15 protein-coding genes are annotated in these 18,419 nt (G+C 71.2%); 3 read left to right on the plus strand and 12 right to left on the minus strand.

Features of this window, described 5'->3' with window-relative positions; genetic code table 11:
- Position 1: 1 nt before the first annotated feature.
- The 5 genes from ITJ50_RS09215 to ITJ50_RS09235 all read right to left on the minus strand — a co-directional run bounded on the left by ITJ50_RS09215 (position 2) and on the right by ITJ50_RS09235 (position 6,313).
- Positions 2-322, minus strand: a complete 321-nt coding sequence (locus ITJ50_RS09215; protein ID WP_194590355.1) for a glycosyltransferase — start codon at positions 320-322, stop codon at positions 2-4.
- A 740-nt stretch (positions 323-1,062) separates the two neighbouring features.
- Entirely contained in the window at positions 1,063-2,355 is a 1,293-nt protein-coding gene (locus ITJ50_RS09220; RefSeq protein WP_194590356.1) for an oligosaccharide flippase family protein, read from the minus strand.
- 63 nt (positions 2,356-2,418) lie between these two features.
- The gene (locus ITJ50_RS09225; RefSeq protein ID WP_194590357.1) at positions 2,419-3,915 is read right to left on the minus strand and encodes a sugar transferase; all 1,497 of its coding nucleotides are present in this window, start codon (positions 3,913-3,915) and stop codon (positions 2,419-2,421) included.
- Complete coding sequence (locus tag ITJ50_RS09230; protein ID WP_194590358.1) at positions 3,899-4,783, minus strand: hypothetical protein; 885 nt, start codon at positions 4,781-4,783, stop codon at positions 3,899-3,901. Before ITJ50_RS09230 ends, ITJ50_RS09225 begins: the two co-directional genes overlap by 17 nt.
- Before the next feature lie 78 nt (positions 4,784-4,861).
- Positions 4,862-6,313, minus strand: coding sequence for a polysaccharide biosynthesis tyrosine autokinase (locus tag ITJ50_RS09235; protein ID WP_140448297.1), 1,452 nt, complete (start codon positions 6,311-6,313; stop codon positions 4,862-4,864).
- Positions 6,314-6,465: 152 nt separating this feature from the next.
- Between ITJ50_RS09235 and ITJ50_RS09240 the strand changes: the two genes are divergently transcribed.
- Both ITJ50_RS09240 and ITJ50_RS09245 read left to right on the plus strand, forming a co-directional pair.
- Positions 6,466-7,188, plus strand: coding sequence for a CPBP family intramembrane glutamic endopeptidase (locus tag ITJ50_RS09240; RefSeq protein WP_042539123.1), 723 nt, complete (start codon positions 6,466-6,468; stop codon positions 7,186-7,188).
- A 74-nt stretch (positions 7,189-7,262) separates the two neighbouring features.
- Positions 7,263-8,546, plus strand: coding sequence for a PP2C family protein-serine/threonine phosphatase (locus tag ITJ50_RS09245; RefSeq protein WP_194590359.1), 1,284 nt, complete (start codon positions 7,263-7,265; stop codon positions 8,544-8,546).
- A 173-nt stretch (positions 8,547-8,719) separates the two neighbouring features.
- Here the strand turns inward: ITJ50_RS09245 and ITJ50_RS09250 are convergent, their stop codons facing one another.
- Positions 8,720-9,253, minus strand: coding sequence for a hypothetical protein (locus tag ITJ50_RS09250; RefSeq protein ID WP_194590360.1), 534 nt, complete (start codon positions 9,251-9,253; stop codon positions 8,720-8,722).
- Positions 9,254-9,370: 117 nt separating this feature from the next.
- Between ITJ50_RS09250 and ITJ50_RS09255 the strand changes: the two genes are divergently transcribed.
- A complete protein-coding gene (locus ITJ50_RS09255) occupies positions 9,371-9,910 on the plus strand; it encodes a hypothetical protein (protein WP_194590361.1) in 540 nt (179 codons plus the stop codon).
- A 47-nt stretch (positions 9,911-9,957) separates the two neighbouring features.
- On the opposite strand, the gene ITJ50_RS09260 is transcribed toward ITJ50_RS09255, so the two are convergent.
- From ITJ50_RS09260 to ITJ50_RS09285, 6 genes are all read right to left on the minus strand, one after another.
- Positions 9,958-10,629, minus strand: a complete 672-nt coding sequence (locus ITJ50_RS09260; RefSeq protein WP_017886312.1) for a response regulator — start codon at positions 10,627-10,629, stop codon at positions 9,958-9,960.
- On the minus strand, positions 10,626-12,047 hold the full coding sequence (locus ITJ50_RS09265; RefSeq protein WP_194590362.1) for a sensor histidine kinase: 1,422 nt from the start codon (positions 12,045-12,047) through the stop codon (positions 10,626-10,628). The genes ITJ50_RS09260 and ITJ50_RS09265 overlap by 4 nt, the downstream gene beginning before the upstream one ends.
- Positions 12,034-13,008, minus strand: a complete 975-nt coding sequence (locus ITJ50_RS09270; protein WP_194590363.1) for a CPBP family intramembrane glutamic endopeptidase — start codon at positions 13,006-13,008, stop codon at positions 12,034-12,036. The genes ITJ50_RS09265 and ITJ50_RS09270 overlap by 14 nt, the downstream gene beginning before the upstream one ends.
- Positions 13,009-13,265: 257 nt before the next feature.
- On the minus strand, positions 13,266-13,757 hold the full coding sequence (locus tag ITJ50_RS09275) for an SRPBCC family protein (RefSeq protein WP_017886316.1): 492 nt from the start codon (positions 13,755-13,757) through the stop codon (positions 13,266-13,268).
- Between the two features lie 109 nt (positions 13,758-13,866).
- Complete coding sequence (locus ITJ50_RS09280) at positions 13,867-16,554, minus strand: hypothetical protein (RefSeq protein WP_194590364.1); 2,688 nt, start codon at positions 16,552-16,554, stop codon at positions 13,867-13,869.
- Positions 16,551-18,353 (minus strand): S53 family peptidase, encoded by a 1,803-nt coding sequence (locus ITJ50_RS09285; protein WP_017886317.1) that lies wholly within the window; start codon positions 18,351-18,353, stop codon positions 16,551-16,553. Before ITJ50_RS09285 ends, ITJ50_RS09280 begins: the two co-directional genes overlap by 4 nt.
- Positions 18,354-18,419: the final 66 nt, after the last annotated feature.

Here is an 18,419-nt window from a genome sequence, read left to right on the forward strand (position 1 = left end):
ACTAGCCATCAAGGATCCCTTCCCACGCCGTCATCGCCAGTTCCGACTGGAGCGAGAGACTCAGCTGCGCGCTCGGGAGCCCCGGATCCACCAGCCGTGCTTCAACGAGGCTCGACAACAGACCGACGTCATTGGCCAACTGGCTGTCTGGCAGGAGTTCTCGGACGCCGTCGGTGTTGTACGCGACGACCGGAACACCCACCGCGGTCGCCAGACGGATGGAGCCGCTTTCGGTCACCGCTCTGTAAGGAGCAACAACCACCACGGATTCGAGAAGAGCGGACACGATCTCCTCGTCAGTGGGCCTACCGCCGTCAGCCATCTCCGTCACCTCGTGACCCAGTGCTCGTATACGTTCCGCGAGCCCGCTCGGTAGACGCTTCGAGCTCAGGATGCACAATTCGAACCGAACCGAGACACGTTCTGCCATCTGTTCGAGGTCAGCAACACCCTTGTCCAAGCGGGGTTCACCGATGAAGCCGACTCGCGGTAGCCCCCCACGCGCGGTCACACGGCTTGGATTCCACGTCGGTGACGACTGCGTCATGCTCAAATACGGAGGATGGGGTGTCACAGCGCGCCGAGGGAAGTCGGCGGCGGCCAGAGCAGCAAGGCGGTCCGAATGCAAGCAGATGACAGCTCGGCGAAGGACCAAACGCTCGAGTCGCCAACGTTTCCCGGCACGACCCTGAACTTGACGAGGATTGTGCAACACCACGAACACGTCGTCGCTGAAGAGCGAGCGAGCCCCCAGAACCAACGTATCCCACGTGTCGACGGTCCACGCGGCCACAACCGGAGAATCACGTGGAGCGAACAAGATGGCGCGCACCGGCACGAGGAGGCGGCGGATTGCGGTAACTATTCGACGCTGCGAATCTTGGACCGGCCCGCCAAGGCTACTCCTGACTCGAATACCACTCGCGTTCTGATACGTCCGCGACGCCGACACCCAGTGGTCCACGGTCCTCCCCGTGCCCTGAAGGATCAGCGCGAGCTCGTTTCCGTAGGGATTCTGTCCGTTCGGGTCGTAGACAGTCACATGACGGCGAGGACTCCGGCTCATGCTCGCTCCGTCGATTCGGCTCGATCGCGCGCATGCCGCGCTGCGCGAACGCCGATAGGCAGCAGCTGAACAAGCGCGGCAGAGATCACGGACGCCCAGATCGGGCCCGGTGCTCCCATGAATGAAGCAAGGTAGACCGACAGCGGCAGATTCACCAGCAGCATCAGCACAACGCACACTGCTTGGAAACGGAGACCAGGAGGAGTTGTCAACATCATCGCCGACGGTTGATGCGCCGCCATGACCACGATGAGCACGCCGAAGGCCACGGCCAGCGGAAGGTCGACCGGCACTTCAGACTTCGTCACCAACGATGCTACGGGCCGAATGAGGAGAACGTAGAGTCCACCTGCCAGCGTGCCGATCCCGACGAGTACAAGCAGTGCGCGTCGCCATTGCCGGAGCGCGTTGGTGGTTTCGCGAGAAAAAATTGGCCACAGCGCGACTGCGGCTGTGGAGATGAGTGAGAACGTCGGGGTGTAGAACTGGGCGCCGACCGAGTAACTGGCCAGTGCGTGGCCGTTGGACACCCACGAGAGCACGAGCCGGTCGCTCTGCAGCGCGATCGGAACCGCGATGCTGATCACGAGCATGGGTCCAGCCGAATGCCAGACCTCGAGTACGGTTCTCCGTTCGATGCCAGACGGATTCAGGAGGCCACGAAGAGGACGCTGGTATCTCCGTACTGCGACAACGAAACAGAGGGCCGAGACCAGTAGGACACCCAGTGGGGTGGCGACCGCGAGGTAGAGCGACGGGGCGTTTGCGTGCAGGAGCAACCACGTCGCACCCAGCGCGATGATCGGACCACCGACCGAGATCATGTTCACGTAGTGGTTCTTGCCGAGTCCGAGGAGCATTCGTTGCCCGATGCCCAGGGGTAGAGAGACCGCGAAGGGCACGAAGGTGATCAAGAGCGACCACTGCGCGTCTTCGACCAGCTCGGTTGGTAGTTGCAGGAGGTGCCCCCATGCGCTGCCCGCACTGAGTACGAGTGCCAACAGAACGACCACGCACCCGGACGCAACGAGCAGCCAGAATGCTGCGCGGATCGTCTTGTCCGCGCGTTCTTGGTCCGGCTCGCTGCGCCCGCTGAGGGCAACAGTCGTCGTGACCGCTGCCCCCATCCCGAGATCAGCGAATGGGATCAGTTGGAAAAGCAAGCCCACCAGCATGACGTAGCCGTACGCAGCGGCGCCGCGGGAGTCGACGATCAGGAAGGTCGTCAATGCGGCTGCCAGTGCTGTCACAGGGAGCCCGAGCGCGCGCGCGCCGGACGACAGGAACATAGCGCGGATCACAGCACCAGCCCCGAACGCCACTGTTCCTTCAGTGGCGAGTCGTCCAGAAGATCAATATGCCCCATCTTTCGCAAGCACCACCTTCATCGTTCGCCACAAGACCACAAAGTCCGCCAGCAACGACCAGTTCTCCACGTAGTACAGATCGAGCCGCACCGAATCCTCCCATGACAGGTCGGATCGACCGCTCACCTGCCACAATCCGGTCATCCCGGGCTTGACGAGGAATCGACGGTGGACGTGTGTGTCGTAGCGGGCGACCTCGCGCGCCAGCGGCGGTCTGGGCCCGACCAGCGACATGCTGCCGGCCAGGACGTTGAACAGCTGCGGCACCTCGTCCAGGCTGTAGCGGCGCATGAACCCGCCGACACGGGTCACCCGGGGATCGTTCCGCATCTTGAACAGGACGTCGTTCCCCTCGGCCCGGTCGAGTGCGCTGAGCTCCTGCAGCCGTTCCTCGGCGTCGACGACCATCGACCGGAACTTGATCATCCGGAAGGTGCTGCCGTTCAGACCGACGCGCTCCTGGTGGAAGAAGACCGGACCGGTCGAGGTCGTCTTCACCAGCACGGCGAGCACGAGCAGCAGCGGCGACAGGACGACGACGAGCAGAGCTGCGCCGATCAGGTCGAAGGCACGCTTCGTGTAGAGCTTGCGCCCCGAGTACGTCGGCGTCTCGACGTGGATGAGCGGCAGCCCCTGCACCGGTCGGGTGTGGATGCGCGGGCCGCCGATGTCTGTCAGGCTCGGCGCGACGACCAGGTGCTGCCGCCCCGGCTCGAGTGACCAGCTGAGCTCGCGGACGCGCTCCGGCGGCAGGTCGTCGGAGCTCGTGATCACGACGGTGTCGGCGCCGGTCTCACGCAGCGCGGAGCCGACGTCGTCGAAGCCGCCGTGGCTCTGGATGCTCGAACCCGCCAGCAGGCCGCGGTGGTTCGTCGACACGACGGCGCCGACCACGCGGTAGCCGGCTTCGGGGGAACGCGCGAGCTCGCGGCCGATGTGCAGCACGCTGGCCGGGGAGCCGACGAGCAGCACCGTCGCCGAGTAGACACCGTGTTGGCGCTGGGCGACCAACCACTGCCGCCAGATCCACCGGGAGAGCAGCAGGACGAGGATCCCGATGGGGAACGCGATGAGCACGTACCCGCGGGCCAGGTCGACGTGCAGCAGGAACGCTGCGATCGCGAGCAGGCCGAACACCCGGACGCTGGAGTCCGCGACGAGCCGGTACTCGGTGCTGCCGACGCCGATGACGCGTGCGCCGCGGGTGTCGTACAGGGCGAGCGCGCTCATCCACACGACGATCACGACGATGGAGATCGAGAAGTAGCTCAGCCGCAGGTCGGCGGTGTTCGTCGCCAGGTTCGACTTCAGCCCGAGCCAGGCGATCTGCACACCGAACACGACCCAGATCAGGGCCAGCAGGTCGGTGAAGAGCACACGGCGTGAGTAGCTCCGGCTCCATTCGTCCGTGGCGCCGATCGGTCGCGGTGCGCGCAGTGCGTCCGCTGTCACGGTCGCCGTCCGGTCACCACGTCGCGCCACCGTCCGACGAGACCCGGACGGTCGTGCCGTCCCACAGCCACACGTCCTGCCCGGCGCGGTCGATGGTGACGGTGTTGTCGGTGTCGGCTCCGTCGGCGCAGCCGATCGGCGTGGTGGACGACGACGGCGTCACGTCGGAAGCGGACATGGTCTCGATCTGCACGCCGTCGCACGACGCTGCGCCGACACGGGCGAGCGTGTACTCCCCGCCGTCGACGCCGACCGAGCGCACGCCGCCCAGCGGCACGTCGACCCACGCTGCCTCGCCGGTCCGCCACTCGAGCTGGCCGTCGCAGATGACGACCGAGGTCTTGTCGCCCTGGAACGCGTCGATGGGGTCTGCGCAGGGCGCCTGGACGGTCCCGCTCGCGAGCACGACGCCGTCGGTGCTGATGCCGGCGCCGGCGGCGCCGGGCGCACCGGCTGCCCACGTCACACCGGCGTCGGTGCTGGTCCGCGCGGTCGCGGTGCAGTCGTCGCCGACGCCCGCCAGGATCGAGAGCTCCGCACTGGAGGCCCGGATCGCCATGAGCGATCCGACATCCGTCCCGAGTCCCACCTTGACCCACGTCGCCCCGCCGTCCACGGAGTGTTCCAGCACCGGCCGCGGGCCGCCGCACGATCCGCCGGACGCGCGCCACGCCTCCTGACCGTCGACGGCTGCCAACAGGCGCCGGCCCTGTTCCTTGGTCCCCGCGGCATCCGCGTCAGCGGTCGCACTGGCCCGCGGGGACTCGCTCGCGTCCGGCATCTGCGTGAAGGTCGGGATCGGACCGGCCGGTCCGTTCTGTTCGGGCGCGGTACGGCCCAGGGCGAGTGCGACGAGCACGACGTCGATGACGATCAGCGCCACCACCACGACGGCCACGATGATCAGTGTGGTCCGTGGCAGTGCACGACCGAGGCTTCGGGTCCCCCGGCGAGTGTCCATGTCCCTCGACTCCGTTCAGCGTCCTGCTCGACGCAGGACGCCCAGCTTCTTGCCGGCGCGCTTCGGCGGGTGCGTCGACGTGGTCACGGTGTTGTCGTCCTCGTCGTGGCCGTAGCTGTAGCCGTAGCCGTACCGGCCGTAGCCGTACGCCCCCGGGCCCTTGACGGGCATCTTCGTGATGACGAAGCCGGAGATCGGTGCGCCGACGTTCTCGAGGGTTGCGACGGCAGCGGCGAGCTGGCCCTTCAGGGTCTGCCCGGAGGCGACGGCGACGATCGCGCCGGAGGCCTTCTTCGCCAGGATCGCCGCGTCGGTGACCGGCAGCAGCGGCGGGGCGTCGAACAGGACGTAGTCGAACTGCTGCTCGAGCAGGTCGATCAGTTCCTGCATCGCCCGCGAACCGAGCAACTCGGACGGGTTCGGCGGGATCTGGCCTGCGGGCAGGACGACGAGCTTGCCGCGACCCCAGGGGTGGGCGACGTCCTCCAGGTCCGCGCGACCGATCAGCACGTCGGTCAACCCGGCGTTGCTCTCGACGTCCATGTACTCGGCGACGCGGGGGCGGCGCAGGTCGGCGTCGATCAGGATGACGCGGAACCCGGCGCTGTCCAGGGCGATCGCCAGGTTCGCGACGGTGGTGCTCTTGCCCTCGGACTGCATCGACGACGTCATGACGAAGGTGCGGGCACCGGTGCCGATGTCCAGGAACTGCAGGTTCGTGCGGAGCGTGCGGAACGACTCGGCGCGGGGGCTGCGCGGGTCGACCTGCACGATCAGGGGCCGTTCGGCTGCCTTGGCGTCGAAGGCGATCCCGCCGACGACCGGCTTGTCGCTGATCTTCTCGACGTCGAGTTCGGTGCGGATCCGGTTGTCCAGGGTCTGGCGCAGGACGGCGATGCCGACACCGAGCGCGAGCCCGACGAGCAGCCCGAGGGCGACGTTGACGGGCACGTTCGGGCTGACGGGGACGCTCGGCACGTCGGCCTGCTTGACGCGGGTGAGCTTGACGGTGCTCTTGCCGCTCGCGTCGGTGGCCTCGATGTCCTGCACGACGTTGGTCAGGCTCTGCGATGTCGCGTTCGCGATGTTCGCGGCCTGCACCGGGTCGGTGCCCTCGACCGAGATGGCGATGAGCGTCGTGCTCGTCGGCGCGGTCGCCGACACCATCGTCGCGAGCTGGTCGGCGTTCATGTCGAGCTTGAGCGACGAGATGACCGGCAGCAGCACGATCGGCGTCGACACCAGGTTGGAGTACGTCAGCACCCGCTGCTGGGTGAACGTGTTGCCCTGCGCCAGGTCACTGGCACTGCCCGACGTCTCGGTGGAGACGAAGACCTGCGCCGATGCCGAGTAGACCGGCTTCTTCAGCAGGGAGAACCCTGCGGCTGCGGCCACTCCCACCAGGGCGAGCACGACGATGAGTACCCAACCCTTGCGGAGCACCGTGATGTAGTCGCGGAGTTCCACGCCTTTGCCTTCCCCGATCCGAACCGTCCCTGTGGTCCCGACACAGGCACGCCGGGGTACTCCCAGCGCACGGCATACAAATAGTGTCACAGGTTTGAGTCCTGCTCGGGGGAAGTCGCCATCCGGCGCGCGGTGTCCTCTACGGTGGCCCCATGCGCTCCGAGCCGGCCCAGACCACCATCGAGCCCAGCGTGCGGCGGCAGCGGGACCTCATCGTCATCCTCGTCGCACTCGGCGTCGCCGTCATCCTGACCCGGATCGTCGGGCAGGTCACCCGGACTGGGGGCATCCCGTCGCCGGTCCTGCAGGTGCTCGCCGCGGACGCCGCCGTGTGGGTGCCGCTCGTCATCGCCGCCGCCGTGGTGCTCCGTCGGACCCCGCGGTCGGCGATGCTGTCACGGCTGCGGCTCGACCTGGGGATCGTGGTCTTCGCGATCGGCATCGTGATCATCTGCCGCGTGGTGGACGTGTTCCTGTCCCTGTCGTTCACGGGGACGACCGGCCTGGTCCCCGCACCGACCCTCGGCACGCCGGACGTCGGGCTGCTGCTCGTGTCGGCGATCGGCATCGTCGTCGTCAGCCCGGTGCTCGAGGAAGTGGTGTTCCGCGGGCTGTTCCAGCGCCGACTGGCCGCCGAGCTCACGCCCCGCACCCGGTTCCTCGCGGTGCTGGTCACGGCGCTCCTGTTCGCGCTGCTCCACCTGCTGCTCGGAGCCGGCGGCACGACGCTCGGCGGGTTCCAGGTGTTCGTGACGACGTTCCTGCTCGGCGTCCTCACCGGCACGCTCGTGGCGATGACCGACCGCATCGGCGGTGCGATCCTGGCGCACGTGCTCTTCAACGCGGTCGCGGTCGTCGCGACCTGGCCGCGCTGATCGGCCACGCTGGCGTCCCCAGAAGGGGTCAGCAGCGGTCGTCGTCCGTCGCGGAGCACTAACCTGCACTGAGCATGACTCGCCCAACCAGCATCGTCGACAACCCCCTCGTCCGTCAGGCTCCGATCAGCGGCCTGTTGGCGCTGTCTGCGCTGCTCAGCATCGTGATGCCGTCGTTGCCGATCACGGCCCACCACCTGTTCGCGGCGAGTCTGGTGTGCACGGTGGTCGCGACCCTGATGAGCGCCGTCCCCGCGCTCGTGCACGGCGCCGCCTGGCTGGTGCCGGTCCTGCTCACCGTCGACTTCGTGACGATCGCACTGCTGCGCACCGGGACGGGCTCCGGCTCGTCGCTGTTCACGGCGATCGTGGTGCTCCCCGTGGTCTGGTGGGCGTCGCTCGAGGGCCGTCGCACCGTGCTCTTCGCGATCGCGGGCATCGTGCTCGTGATCCTCGCGCCCTACGTCCTGACCCCGTCCGACGCGCCCGGCCCGAGTGAACTCGTCCGCCTGGGCATCCTCGTCGTCGTGTTCGGCACCGTCGCCGTCGTCGTGCACGAGCTCTCCCGCCGGGCCCGACGCAGCCTGCGGTCCGCCGAAGCACGCGAGGGCAAGGTCCGTGCCGAGATCGACCGGGCAGCCGCGGTCCAGCGTTCCCTGCTCCCGACGACGACGGGCCGCATCACCGAGGACGTCGTCGTCGCCGGTGCCTGCCTGCCCGCCCGGAGCGTCGGCGGGGACTTCTTCGACTGGTACCAGACCAACAACGGCGTGGCGGTGAGCCTCGGCGACGTCATGGGCAAGGGCGTCGGTGCCGGCCTGATCGCCGCAGCGGTCCGGTCGACGCTCCGGAGCGCCCGGACGGTCGACGACCCGGCCGAGGCACTGAAGCGGGCGTCCGACGGCCTGAGCGCCGAGGGCATCGGGCCCGACCTGGCCTTCACCACGCTGTTCCACGCCCGGATCTCCGACGACGGCACCCTCCGGTGGTCCGACGCCGGGCACGGGCTGAGCTTCGTGCTGCGCGCCGACGGGCACGTCGACCGACTCCGGTCCGGGGACATGCCGCTCGGGCTCGGCATCCGCGAGGAGTGGGTGACGGCTGAGAGCACCCTGGAGCCGGGCGACCTGCTCGTCTCGTTCAGCGACGGCGTGCTCGACCTGTACGAGGGGCTCGAGGAGACCGTCGAGGCGGTGGCCGAGATCGCGCGCGCCGGACGTGACCCGCACGCGGTCGTGCTCGCCCTGTCGGCCCGCGCCGACGAGGTGCCGCACGACGACGACGTGACGGTGATCGCGATCCGTCGGCAGCCGGTCCAGGTGGACTCGGCACGACCGCTCGCGCTGCACGCCGACTGACGGCGGGTCCGCGGGACGCGTGAGGCGGGCCGCGGGCCGCGGGCCGCGGGACGGGGTGGTACGCGCCGCCGCTCGAACCCGAATCGTGCGGCGACGCGTGCAGACGGTGCGTCTGCCCTCGGACGCCCTAGCGTCCTCGGTCTGTGGGGTGACCCGTCGGGCCACCGGGCGGGTCAGTGGACCAGGTCGAGCTCCCACACGGGCGGCACGAACGCGCGGGACCAGCCCTCGCGCAGGCGCGTCACGGCGCGGTCGAAGGCCTCGAGCAGGTCCATCTCCGGCCGCACCATGGACTGCAGCTGCAGCCCCTCGGAGGTCGCGAGCAGCTGCTCCGAGCCGCGAGCCGGCTCCATCGTGCCCGGCTCGGGCGACGCCGCGATGTTCAGCGTCGCCGTCAGGAACCGCATGAGCGAAGGGTCCGCCACGATCGCGCGCAGGAACCGGACGGTGCCGTGCTGCTCGGCCAGGGGCATGAGCGGCACGGTGCGCTCCTCGTTCCACCGGTCGATCGTCGCGAGCAGCAGACCGTCCCAGCTCGGGAACGTGCGTGCCACGGCATCGAGGTCCACCCCGGCCGCCGCCGCGACGACCTCGGGGGTCACCTCGTGCAGGGGCCGGGACCGCAGCGCCGTGATCATCCCGAGGATGGCCTCGCCCCGCAGGGAGGGGTCGTCGGGGCTGGTCACCGGCGGCGTCTCGATGTGCATCCGGACACTGCACCAGCCCGTGGCCGCTGCGACCAGTCCCCCGAACGGGAACGTGCGTTCCCCGGACAGGGGCCGAACGCCCTGGTCTCGACGGGTCGCGTGGGTCATACTCGGCCCATGCAGTGGGGACGGATCGCACCGGTCGTGGCACTCGTCGTGGTGCTCGGCGGCACCCTGGCCGGCTGCGCCACCGAGACGAGCGGCGACGACGACGCCGGCCCCACGGGTCCGAGCACGCAGGCCGGGCCGCTGCAGTCCGGGTTCTGCGCCGACTACGTCCCGCTGAAGACCTCGGCCGAGCGCCGCGACGCCGCCGACCTGGTCGTCGACGGCGACGTCACCAAGACCGACCGGACCGTCGAGCTCCAGGGCATCTACGACGTGTACGAGGCGACGGTCACCGACGTCCCGAAGGGCGACGAGGACGCCTCGGGTCCGAAGCCGGGCGACACGATCCAGGTGATCAGCACCTCGGACGAGTGCGAGACGAGCGGCGAACCGGTCGAGTACCTCGAGGGCGACCCCCTCGCCCACGAGGGCACCTTCCGCCTGTACCTCTCCCCCGCCGACGACGACGGGGACGCCGGCGACGCCGGGAACGCCGCCGTCTGGCGACTCGTCGTCCCCGGCGCCGCCGAGCCGCAGCCCGCCGGCTGACACCGCATCCTGCAGGCGGACGCCGCAGCCAGCTGACACCGGGTCGGCTACGGCTGCTCCGGCACCGTCACGATCCGGTTCTGGTACGCCCACACCACGGCCTGCAGCCGCGACCGCACCCCGAGCTTCGGCAGCATCCGCGCCAGGTGCGACTTGACGGTCGACACCTCGAGCACGAGCGCCACCGCGATCTCCTCGTTCGACATCCCCTGCGCCAGCAGCAGCAGGACCTCCCGCTCCCGGGCGGTCAGCACGCCGTCGGCCCGGTCGCCGGACACCGGCTGCAGGCTCCGCCGCGACACGAACTCCCGCAGCACCCGCCGGGTCAGGGCCTGGTCGAGCGTGCCGTTGCCGGCGGCGACCTGCCGCACGGCGTCGACGATGGTGTCCGGCTCGGCGTCCTTGAGCAGGAACCCCGAGGCACCGGCCTCGAGCGCCCCGAACACGTAGTCGTCCAGGTCGAACGTCGTCAGCATGAGCGCCGGGATCGCCGGATCGGCGTCCGGCGCGCAGAAGATCCGCGCGAGTTCGATGCCGTTCATCACCGGCATCCGGATGTCCAGGCAGGCGACGTCGGGTCGCGTCTCGCGCGCCAGCGCGAGCGCCTCGCCGCCGTCGGCGGCCACGCCGACCACCTCGATGTCCGGCTCCGCGCCGAGGAGCGCGGACACCCCGGCTCGGACCAGGGGCTGGTCGTCCGCGACCAGCACGCGGATCACGCGACCACCCCGGTGCCGTCGGCGGCCTGCGCGGGTGCGGCAGGTGCCTCCCGGCCGAGCGCCAGCTCAACCAGCCATCCGCCGGTCGCGGTCGGGCCGGCCTGGAGGCGCGCCCCGACCAGGTCCGCCCGCTCGCGCATCCCCCGCAGGCCGTTGCCGCCCGAGGGAGAGGTCCCCGCTGCCGGCACGGTGGCCGGTGCGTTCTCCACCCGGATCACCACCCGGGTCGCGTCGCGGTCGTCGATGGTGACGGTGCACGGGGCGGACGGGGCGTGCAGGGCGGCGTTGGCCAGTGCCTCCTGGACGGTGCGGTAGGCGGCGAGCTGCGCGAGCGGGCCGACGCCGTCGGCGAGCGGCCGGTCACCCGGCAGCACGTCGAGCCGGACGTCGCTGCGGAACCGGGCGCGTTCGGCCAGGTCGACGATCCCGGCGACCGTCTCGACCGCACGCTCGGCGGGGGCGTCGTCGCGGAGCAGGCCGACCAGGCGGCGGAGGTCCTCGAGCACCGCGGTGCTCTGCTCCCGCACCTGGCGGGCACCCTCGTGGGCACGCTCCGGGTCCGCGTCGATCTGCCGGTCGATGACCGCTGCCATCAGTGCGATCCCGGACAGGTGGTGCGCGGCGATGTCGTGGAGTTCGCGGGCCATCGCGGCACGCTCACGGGACACGGCGGCGTCGACCAGGGCGTCCTGCTCACGGTCCACGGCGCTGGCCTCGGCGGTGCGGGCGACGCGGACCTCGCGGCGGGACTGCACGAGCAGGGTGACCAGCAGGGGCAGGCCGACCGCGCCGATCGCCTGCAGCACGCCCTGCCCGAGCGAACCGGAGACGGCGGTCGTGGCGTCACCGGCGAGCGCGAGCACCACGTTGCCGGCTGCCACCAGGGCGGCGGCGACCACGAGTGTCGGCCAGAGGCGGGCCAGCGCCACGCGGAGTGCGGCGACGACGACGCCGACGAGCACCGGCAGGGCGGTCAGACCGAACAGGTCGGACGACTGCGGGGCGAGCGCGGCGACGAGCACCGGGAGTGCGGCGACCACGATCAGCGCGGTGCGGGGTGCCCGGCGGGCGGCGAGCAGGGCGGCGGACTGGGCCAGCAGGCCGAGGGCCAGGACGGTCCAGGCGGCCGAGAACACTGCGGGGACCCCCAGCGCCAGGGCGGGGCCGTCCGGTTCCAGGCTGTCCAGGGGCGGCAGGCCGAGCAGCAGCCCGAGGGCGACGACGGCCGTGCCGAGGGCGACGAGGACGTCGACGCGGCCGGCGCGCTGGGCGGGTCGGGGCGACTGCGCGGGCTGGGCTGACTGCGCGGGCTGGGCCGGCTGGGCTGGCTGGGCTGGCTGCGCGGGCTTGGCCGGCTGGGCCGGCTGCGCGGCCGGCTCATCCGGTACGCGCAGCGCGTCGTGCTCAGCGGGTGCCATCGTTGGATCCTACGAGGCGGGCGCGGGTGGGGACCGGTGCGTCGAGGGGCAGGGCGCGTCGGGCGGGGTCGTAGCCCAGGTGGCCACGGGTCGCGACGAGCAGCACCACGGCGGCGATCGTCGACATGATCGTCAGGCCGATCATCAGCGTGCCGGCGGTCATGCTCGGGTACATCTCAGGGAACAGGGTCGAGATCGTGTTGTTCACGCCGACGTGCAGCAGCAGGGCCAGGGGCAGGCTCTCGCGGGTCTTGTTGAACACCTGGATCATCACCACGTTGAAGGTGATGGTGAACAGGGCGAACACGACGGGCTCGCTCCAGTGCGCGTTCGGCCACCCGCCCCAGTCGCTGAGGTACAGCGGCATGTGCCAGAGCGCCCAGATCGGACCGAGGATCGCCGCCGCACCGAGGCCCCCGAAGCGGTGCTGCAGGCGGGGCAGGGCGAAGTCGCGCCAGCCGGGCTCTTCGCTCAGACCGGTCGAGAACAGCTGGATGATCAGTCCGGGCACGAGCATGGCGAAGGCCAGGCCCGAGGGAGCCCGCACGTCACCACCGGCGAACGGCAGCGCGGACACGACGATCAGGGCCGGCACGACGACGAGCGCCAGTGCGTACCAGTACCAGGCGACCCGCCAGCGGAACAGTCGCCCCACCCAGCGGCGCAGGCCTGCGCGACCGTCGGCGACCGCCGTGACGATGAACGCGCTGCCCAACGGGCCGAGGAGCGCACCGGGCAGGACGCCCGTGAACTGACCGCTGCCCAGGACCTCGGGGAAGTGGATGTCCCACACCCCCATGCCGTGCGGGGACAGGATGTACGGCACCCACGCGAGCCAGCTCAGGCCGAGTGCCATGGTGAAGAAGGACACGAGCGGGTGCCGGGCGATGAGGCCGCGGACACCCCCTCGGTCGCGGGCTGCGGTGCCGGCGGTGGGCCGGACTTCGGTGGTGTTCGTCATGCACACGACGCTAGGAAACCGGGCGCTCGGGGACGACCGGCTTCGGGATGCACCTGCGGGAGTTCCATCGAAGGATGCAAGTGCCTTTCGCTCGGTTCGGCACTCCTGAACACGCCGTCGTCATCGCTCGACGCCGCCTTGCGCTCGAAACGCCGCCGAATCCGGAGGCGTGTCGAGCACTCGGCGGCGTCTGCGCACGACGACGGCGTCTTCCGAACCGACTCGGCCTGCAGGACCCCGACGTCTCGCAGGTCCGGTCAGGCAGCGCGCTGGGCGGCCACGTGGGCCAGGACGACGGGGTCCTCGCAGCCGCGGGCGAACCCCAGGATGCGCCGGTCGATGTCCCGCTGCAGCACCAGCACGCCGATTCGCTCGGCGATCGGCGCGAGCCACTTCGGCCGGCACGTGAAGTTGTAGCGCCAGACCGCGAGCGTGTGTCCGGGCTGCCCCTCGGCCGCCGTGAAGCGCCAGCCCCCGCCCATGCGCTCGAAGAACCACGAGCCCTTCGTCATCTTCATCCCCACGTTCGACGGCGGGTGGTACGAGACGTACTCGCTCTCCATCGCCAGCCCGAACCGCTGCACCGTGTACGTCCGGACGCCCTTCGCCGGCACGGTGGCCCCGTCCATCAGGTGCTGGCGGCGGATGAAGGGGTCCCAACGCTTCCGGATCGCCCCCTGTGTCTGCGAGACGGCGAAGGCCACGTCGGGCTCGACCGGGACGACGCAGCGGGACTCGACGACGGGCATGAGTCATCCTCGCACGTGGCGGTCGCGCGGGCCTCCCCCACGCGGCGGACGTCAGGCCCGGTGCCGACTGGCACCGGGCCTGACGTCCCGCGATCCCGCGGGCCTGCGGTCAGCGCACGCGCCGTCGACGCCGCAGCGCCACCATCGCGGTACCCGCACCGAACAGGAGCACCGCCGCGATGAGGCCCGGCAGGAGCGAGGCACCGGTGAACGCGAGGTCTCCGCTGCCCGTCCCGATGCCGTTCGTACCGCTCGTACCGGCCGGGCTCGTGCCGTCCGGCGTCAGGGCACCGGGAGCCGCTTCGTTGCCCGGGCCTCCGGCTGCGCTGCCGCCGCCCTGCCCGCCATTCCCGCCGTTCGCGGGCGGATCGACCTTTGCCGTGGTGACCACCGCTGCCGACACGTCGGCTGCCAACCCGGCGGGGTCGCTCAGGTGCAGCGCGGTGACGGTCCGGTCCCGCCCGCGGGTCCGCTGCTCGTTGAGCACGACCTTCCCCAGCCCGCCGGGCAGGGCGATCCGGGTGTTCGCCCGGATCGTGCCCGCCGGGATGGTGGTGCCCGCGATCTGCCCACCCGCGGTCGTCACGGTGGCACCGCCGTGGGTCACCCGGACACGGACGTCACGGAGCTCGCCGGCGATGCTCGTGCCCGGGTAGAGGACGACCCGTTCGAGTCGGACCTCGCCGCGGTCACTCGCCGACCGCACCGTGACCCCGTCGACACGCAGCTGTCCGGTGGCGCCGTCCCCGGCCTCGTCCGCCCGCTCGGTCACGGTGGTGCCGTCGGCGGCGGGCGCAGCGACGGGTTGTGCCGGGACGTCGCTCGGTCCGGATGCCCGGAGCGCGAAGGCGTGCCAGCGTGCGATGGCCGGGTCGTGCGGCTCCGGTGTCGGCGTGGTGCCGCCCCCTCCCGGGGTCGGGTCCGGGGCGGGCTGCGCCGCCGCCAACGTCACCTGGCCGAGCAGCACGTCGGGGTGCGTCCCGGTCAGGTCCTCGTAGCGGAGCGCCGTGAGCGTGACGGTCCCGTCCGGGTTCTCGGTCCGTTCGCCGATGTGGACGCGGACCCGTTCGGTCCCGTCCGGGGCGAGCCCCGTGTACAGGTCGGTGGCGGTGTTGATCCACACCCCGTTGACGAACACGGCGTTCGACTCGTCGTCGAAGGAGACCGTCATCGTGCCGGCCGCCGTCACCTCGGCGTGCAACCCGTTCACGCGGAGTGCCGGCCAGCGGTAGGCGGCGACGGGGTCGGTGGCCTCGTCCGGGATCTGCTCGAAGTGCCCGACCGAAATGGTCGCGGTGTCGCCGTCGTCCCCGATCGCCGCCGTGACGTCGGTTGCCCGGGCGGGGTAGCCGGCGGTCGCGTCGATGCGGGCGGCGGAACGGTGTTCCCCGGCACTGGTGATCCGCGGCTGCGGGGCGACCAGCGCCGTACCGTCCGTCCCCCGGACGCCCACCCCGAAGGCGGCGGTGACCCGAGCGTCCGTCGGGCTGCTCGCCCTCGCCGGGATCGTGACGGCGCCGAGCCGCACGTAGGGGTGCGCCCCCGTCAGGTCGCGGTAGTGCAGCGCGGTCAGGGTCGTGCTGCCGTCCGCGTGCACCGTGCGCTCCCCGAAGGCCACGCTGACCCGCTCCTTGCCGTCAGCGTCGACGCCGGTGTACAGGTCGGTGGCGGTGTTGATCCACACCCCGTTGACGAACACCGCGTTCGACTCGTTCGCGAAGTCCACGGTCATCGTCCCCTCCGGCGTGAGGTGGGCGTCGAGGCCGTACACGCGCAGCGCTGGCCAGCGGTACTCCGCGACCGGGTCCGAGGCCCGGTCGGGGATCTGCTCGAACGAGTCGAGGTGCACGTCCGAAGTACCGTCCGCCGCAGTCGAGACGGTGACCCCACGTGCGGTCGACGGGGAACCGTCGGCAGCGTCGACCCGGTCGGCGGTGCGCTTCGCGACGCCGGTCACCGTGGGCTGCCCGTCGATGAGCACGGTTCCGTCCGGGGCAGTCACCTGCACACCGCTGACGCTCCGGGTGGCCAGGGCGTCGCCGTGGGCCGGGGTCGGCTGCGGCGCGGGATCAGGCGTCGGAGCCGGGGTCGGGGTCGGCGTCGGCGTCGGCGTCGGCGTCGGCGTCGGGGTGGGTGCCGGCCAGCGGTCACCCGCCGCGCAGGAGACCGATCCGGCACGGACGCGCCAGATCTCGGAGGCACCGGCTTCGGCGTCGATGCGGAGCGCGACCGTCGTCGTGGTGCCGTCGGCGGCCGTCGTGGTGCTACCGACGACGACCTTGGTGGCGCCGTAACGGGACTCCGGCAGGTCGCGGCTCCACCCGGGCGTCGCGGTGGCCTCGGTGGTGACGTCGTCGCCGTCGATGGTCAGGCGGTCGAACGACACCGCGGGGGTGCCGCCGGGAGTGCACGCGGCGCGGAGTCCGGTGAACACGACGGGGGGACGATCGCGCAGGGTGAACTCCCCGCTCGCGATCGTCGAGGTCGCCCCGTCCGGGCCGGCCTCCGAGCGCAGACCGCTCGTGCGGGTGGTGTTGAGCTTCAGGACGTCCTGCGTCGTGTCGACCCGGGCCACCGTCGGGTCGCCCGAGTCCCAGCGCACGGCCGGGGTCGGTGCGGTGAGCGTGCCACCGTCGATGTCGGTCAGTTCGACGCCCGACGCGGCGGCGAGGGTGGCGCCGTCGGCCGCGGTGTCCGCGCTGGCCGGCAGCGCGAGCATGGGCGCCACGAGGCCGATGCCGAGCAGTGCCGAGGCCGCGAGCGCGATGACGGAACTGGTGCGTGGACGATCGGTCATCGGCGGGCCTCCTCGGCGAACGCGGTGAAGAAGGCGCGGCCGGCGGGGACGCCGACCCCGGTCACGTCGTCCCAGCCGGGTGCGGACCGGAGTCCCTGCCGACCGGTGTCCCAGAGGAACAGGGTCTCGGGCCACAGCGCTCCGGCATCGGGCCCGCGCGGCGACCAGGTGGCAGCGGAAGCGGGGCGGACGTCGCGGACGGCGTCGGTCCCGAGCATCTCGTAGAGCATCGGCGTGACGAGCCCGATCCGGACCCCCGTGGCGGCCTTGGCCATGGCGACCATCGAGGCGACCATCGGGGTCGCCAGACTCGTGCCGCCGTGCGTGACGTAGCCGGTCACGCCCTTGTGTGGCCCGTACACGACGAAGCCGGTGTTGGGGTCGCCGATCGACGCGACGTCGGGGACGAGTCGCCCGGTCCCCGGTTCGTCGAGCAGCTGGCGCTGCCACGTCGGTCGGCCGTAGACGTCGGACTGGCCGCCGCCGGCGCCGTACGCGAAGCCCGGCGGGATGAGGGCACCGTTGCGCGCGAAGCGGGTCTCGGTCTCCCAACCAGCCTCGACCGCGACGGAACCGTCACGGGCGAGCCCGGTGCTGGTCGCTCCGACCGCGGTCACGTACGGGCTGGACGCCGGCGACGACACGTCGGGGCCGGAGTCGTGGTCACCGACGGCGCTGTTGTCGCCGTCGTTGCCAGAGGACGCGAACACCGAGATGCCCCGGGCCCCCGCCTCGACGAGCACCCGGTTCAGCAGCGTCCGGTCGTCCGCGGTGTCCAGGTCCTCGGTGGACCCGAACGACAGGCTGATGACGTCCGCACTGCCGTGTTCGACGACGTCGAGGATCCGCGAGAACAACGAGGTGGTGCTGCAGTCGTCGGCACCCCAGTACTCGATGTCGGCGTCGGGGGCCATCGCGTGCACCGCCTGCACGTCGAGGTGCTGCTCCTCTGTCCAGCTCTGCGGCCCGCCGCAGCGGGAGGTGTCCGGCGACGCCGGAGCGTGGTGCTGGTACTGCCCCGAGCGGAACGGCTGGGCGCCCGCCGCCCGGAAGTAGGTGTCCGTGTTCGCTTCGACGTCGGGGTCGTCGTAGGCGGCGACGATCGCTATGGTCGCGCCGCGTCCGGTGTACCCGGCCGGCACGTCGTGGACCTCGCGCAACTGGGCCGGCTGGTACCCGCACAGCGCGTTCGATCGGTGCGTGACCGGCACCGATGCGGGCCAGTCCGTCGTGAGGCGCTCGCCCCACCATGCGGCGCACTGTCCGTCGTCGGCCAGGACCGGCGGTCGCGGGACGGTCTCACCCGGTGCCGGGGTGGGTGCCGCCGCTGCTGCAGTGGTCGTCTCGGTCGGTCGGACGGCGTCAGAGTCAACGGCTCCGGACACGCCGACGACGGCGGTCAGCCCGCGTGGCACGGCGAGGGCGCGGACCGGTGCCACGGCGCTCTGTCCGGCGACGTCCCACCGCGCGAAGGAGGTGTGGAAGGCGTCCGCGATGCGCGCGGCCGTCCCGCGAACGGGCAGGGATGCGATCGAGCGCTCGACGGGGCCGACGTGGAGCCCGGCACCGCGCAACCAGGTCGCCACGGCCGGGGCGCGGTCGAGGTGCACGGGGTCGAGGAGGACGGTGAGGGACAACTCGTCGGCGGTCACCGGGTCGCCGCGCTCGGCGTGTGCGGTCCAGGCGGGGACGGAGTCCGCGAGCGGTCGGTCGGGCGAGGGCGGTGCGGGGCGCACGAGGAGCGTGCCGGGGATGATCACGGCGAGCGCGAGCGCACCGATGAGGAAGCGTGGACGCATGGGTTCCTGGTCTGCTGAGAGGCGGGGACGCAGCGCTGCGCGCTGCCACAGCGACCTTACATGCAA

Origin of the sequence: Curtobacterium sp. VKM Ac-2889, assembly GCF_015350855.1 — a bacterium.
In the GTDB taxonomy this organism is placed as follows: Bacteria; Actinomycetota; Actinomycetes; order Actinomycetales; family Microbacteriaceae; genus Curtobacterium; species Curtobacterium poinsettiae.

Excerpts from the sequence above, each read along its gene's own strand:
- ITJ50_RS09240 (WP_042539123.1), top strand. The coding sequence starts at position 6,466 with ATGCGCTCCGAGCCGGCCCAGACCACCATCGAGCCCAGCGTGCGGCGG.
- ITJ50_RS09245 (WP_194590359.1), top strand. The coding sequence starts at position 7,263 with ATGACTCGCCCAACCAGCATCGTCGACAACCCCCTCGTCCGTCAGGCT.
- ITJ50_RS09285 (WP_017886317.1), bottom strand. The coding sequence starts at position 18,353 with ATGCGTCCACGCTTCCTCATCGGTGCGCTCGCGCTCGCCGTGATCATC.
- ITJ50_RS09215 (WP_194590355.1), bottom strand. The coding sequence starts at position 322 with ATGGCTGACGGCGGTAGGCCCACTGACGAGGAGATCGTGTCCGCTCTT.
- ITJ50_RS09255 (WP_194590361.1), top strand. The coding sequence starts at position 9,371 with ATGCAGTGGGGACGGATCGCACCGGTCGTGGCACTCGTCGTGGTGCTC.
- ITJ50_RS09265 (WP_194590362.1), bottom strand. The coding sequence starts at position 12,047 with ATGGCACCCGCTGAGCACGACGCGCTGCGCGTACCGGATGAGCCGGCC.
- ITJ50_RS09270 (WP_194590363.1), bottom strand. The coding sequence starts at position 13,008 with ATGACGAACACCACCGAAGTCCGGCCCACCGCCGGCACCGCAGCCCGC.
- ITJ50_RS09275 (WP_017886316.1), bottom strand. The coding sequence starts at position 13,757 with ATGCCCGTCGTCGAGTCCCGCTGCGTCGTCCCGGTCGAGCCCGACGTG.
- ITJ50_RS09250 (WP_194590360.1), bottom strand. The coding sequence starts at position 9,253 with ATGCACATCGAGACGCCGCCGGTGACCAGCCCCGACGACCCCTCCCTG.
- ITJ50_RS09220 (WP_194590356.1), bottom strand. The coding sequence starts at position 2,355 with ATGTTCCTGTCGTCCGGCGCGCGCGCGCTCGGGCTCCCTGTGACAGCA.
- ITJ50_RS09280 (WP_194590364.1), bottom strand. The coding sequence starts at position 16,554 with ATGACCGATCGTCCACGCACCAGTTCCGTCATCGCGCTCGCGGCCTCG.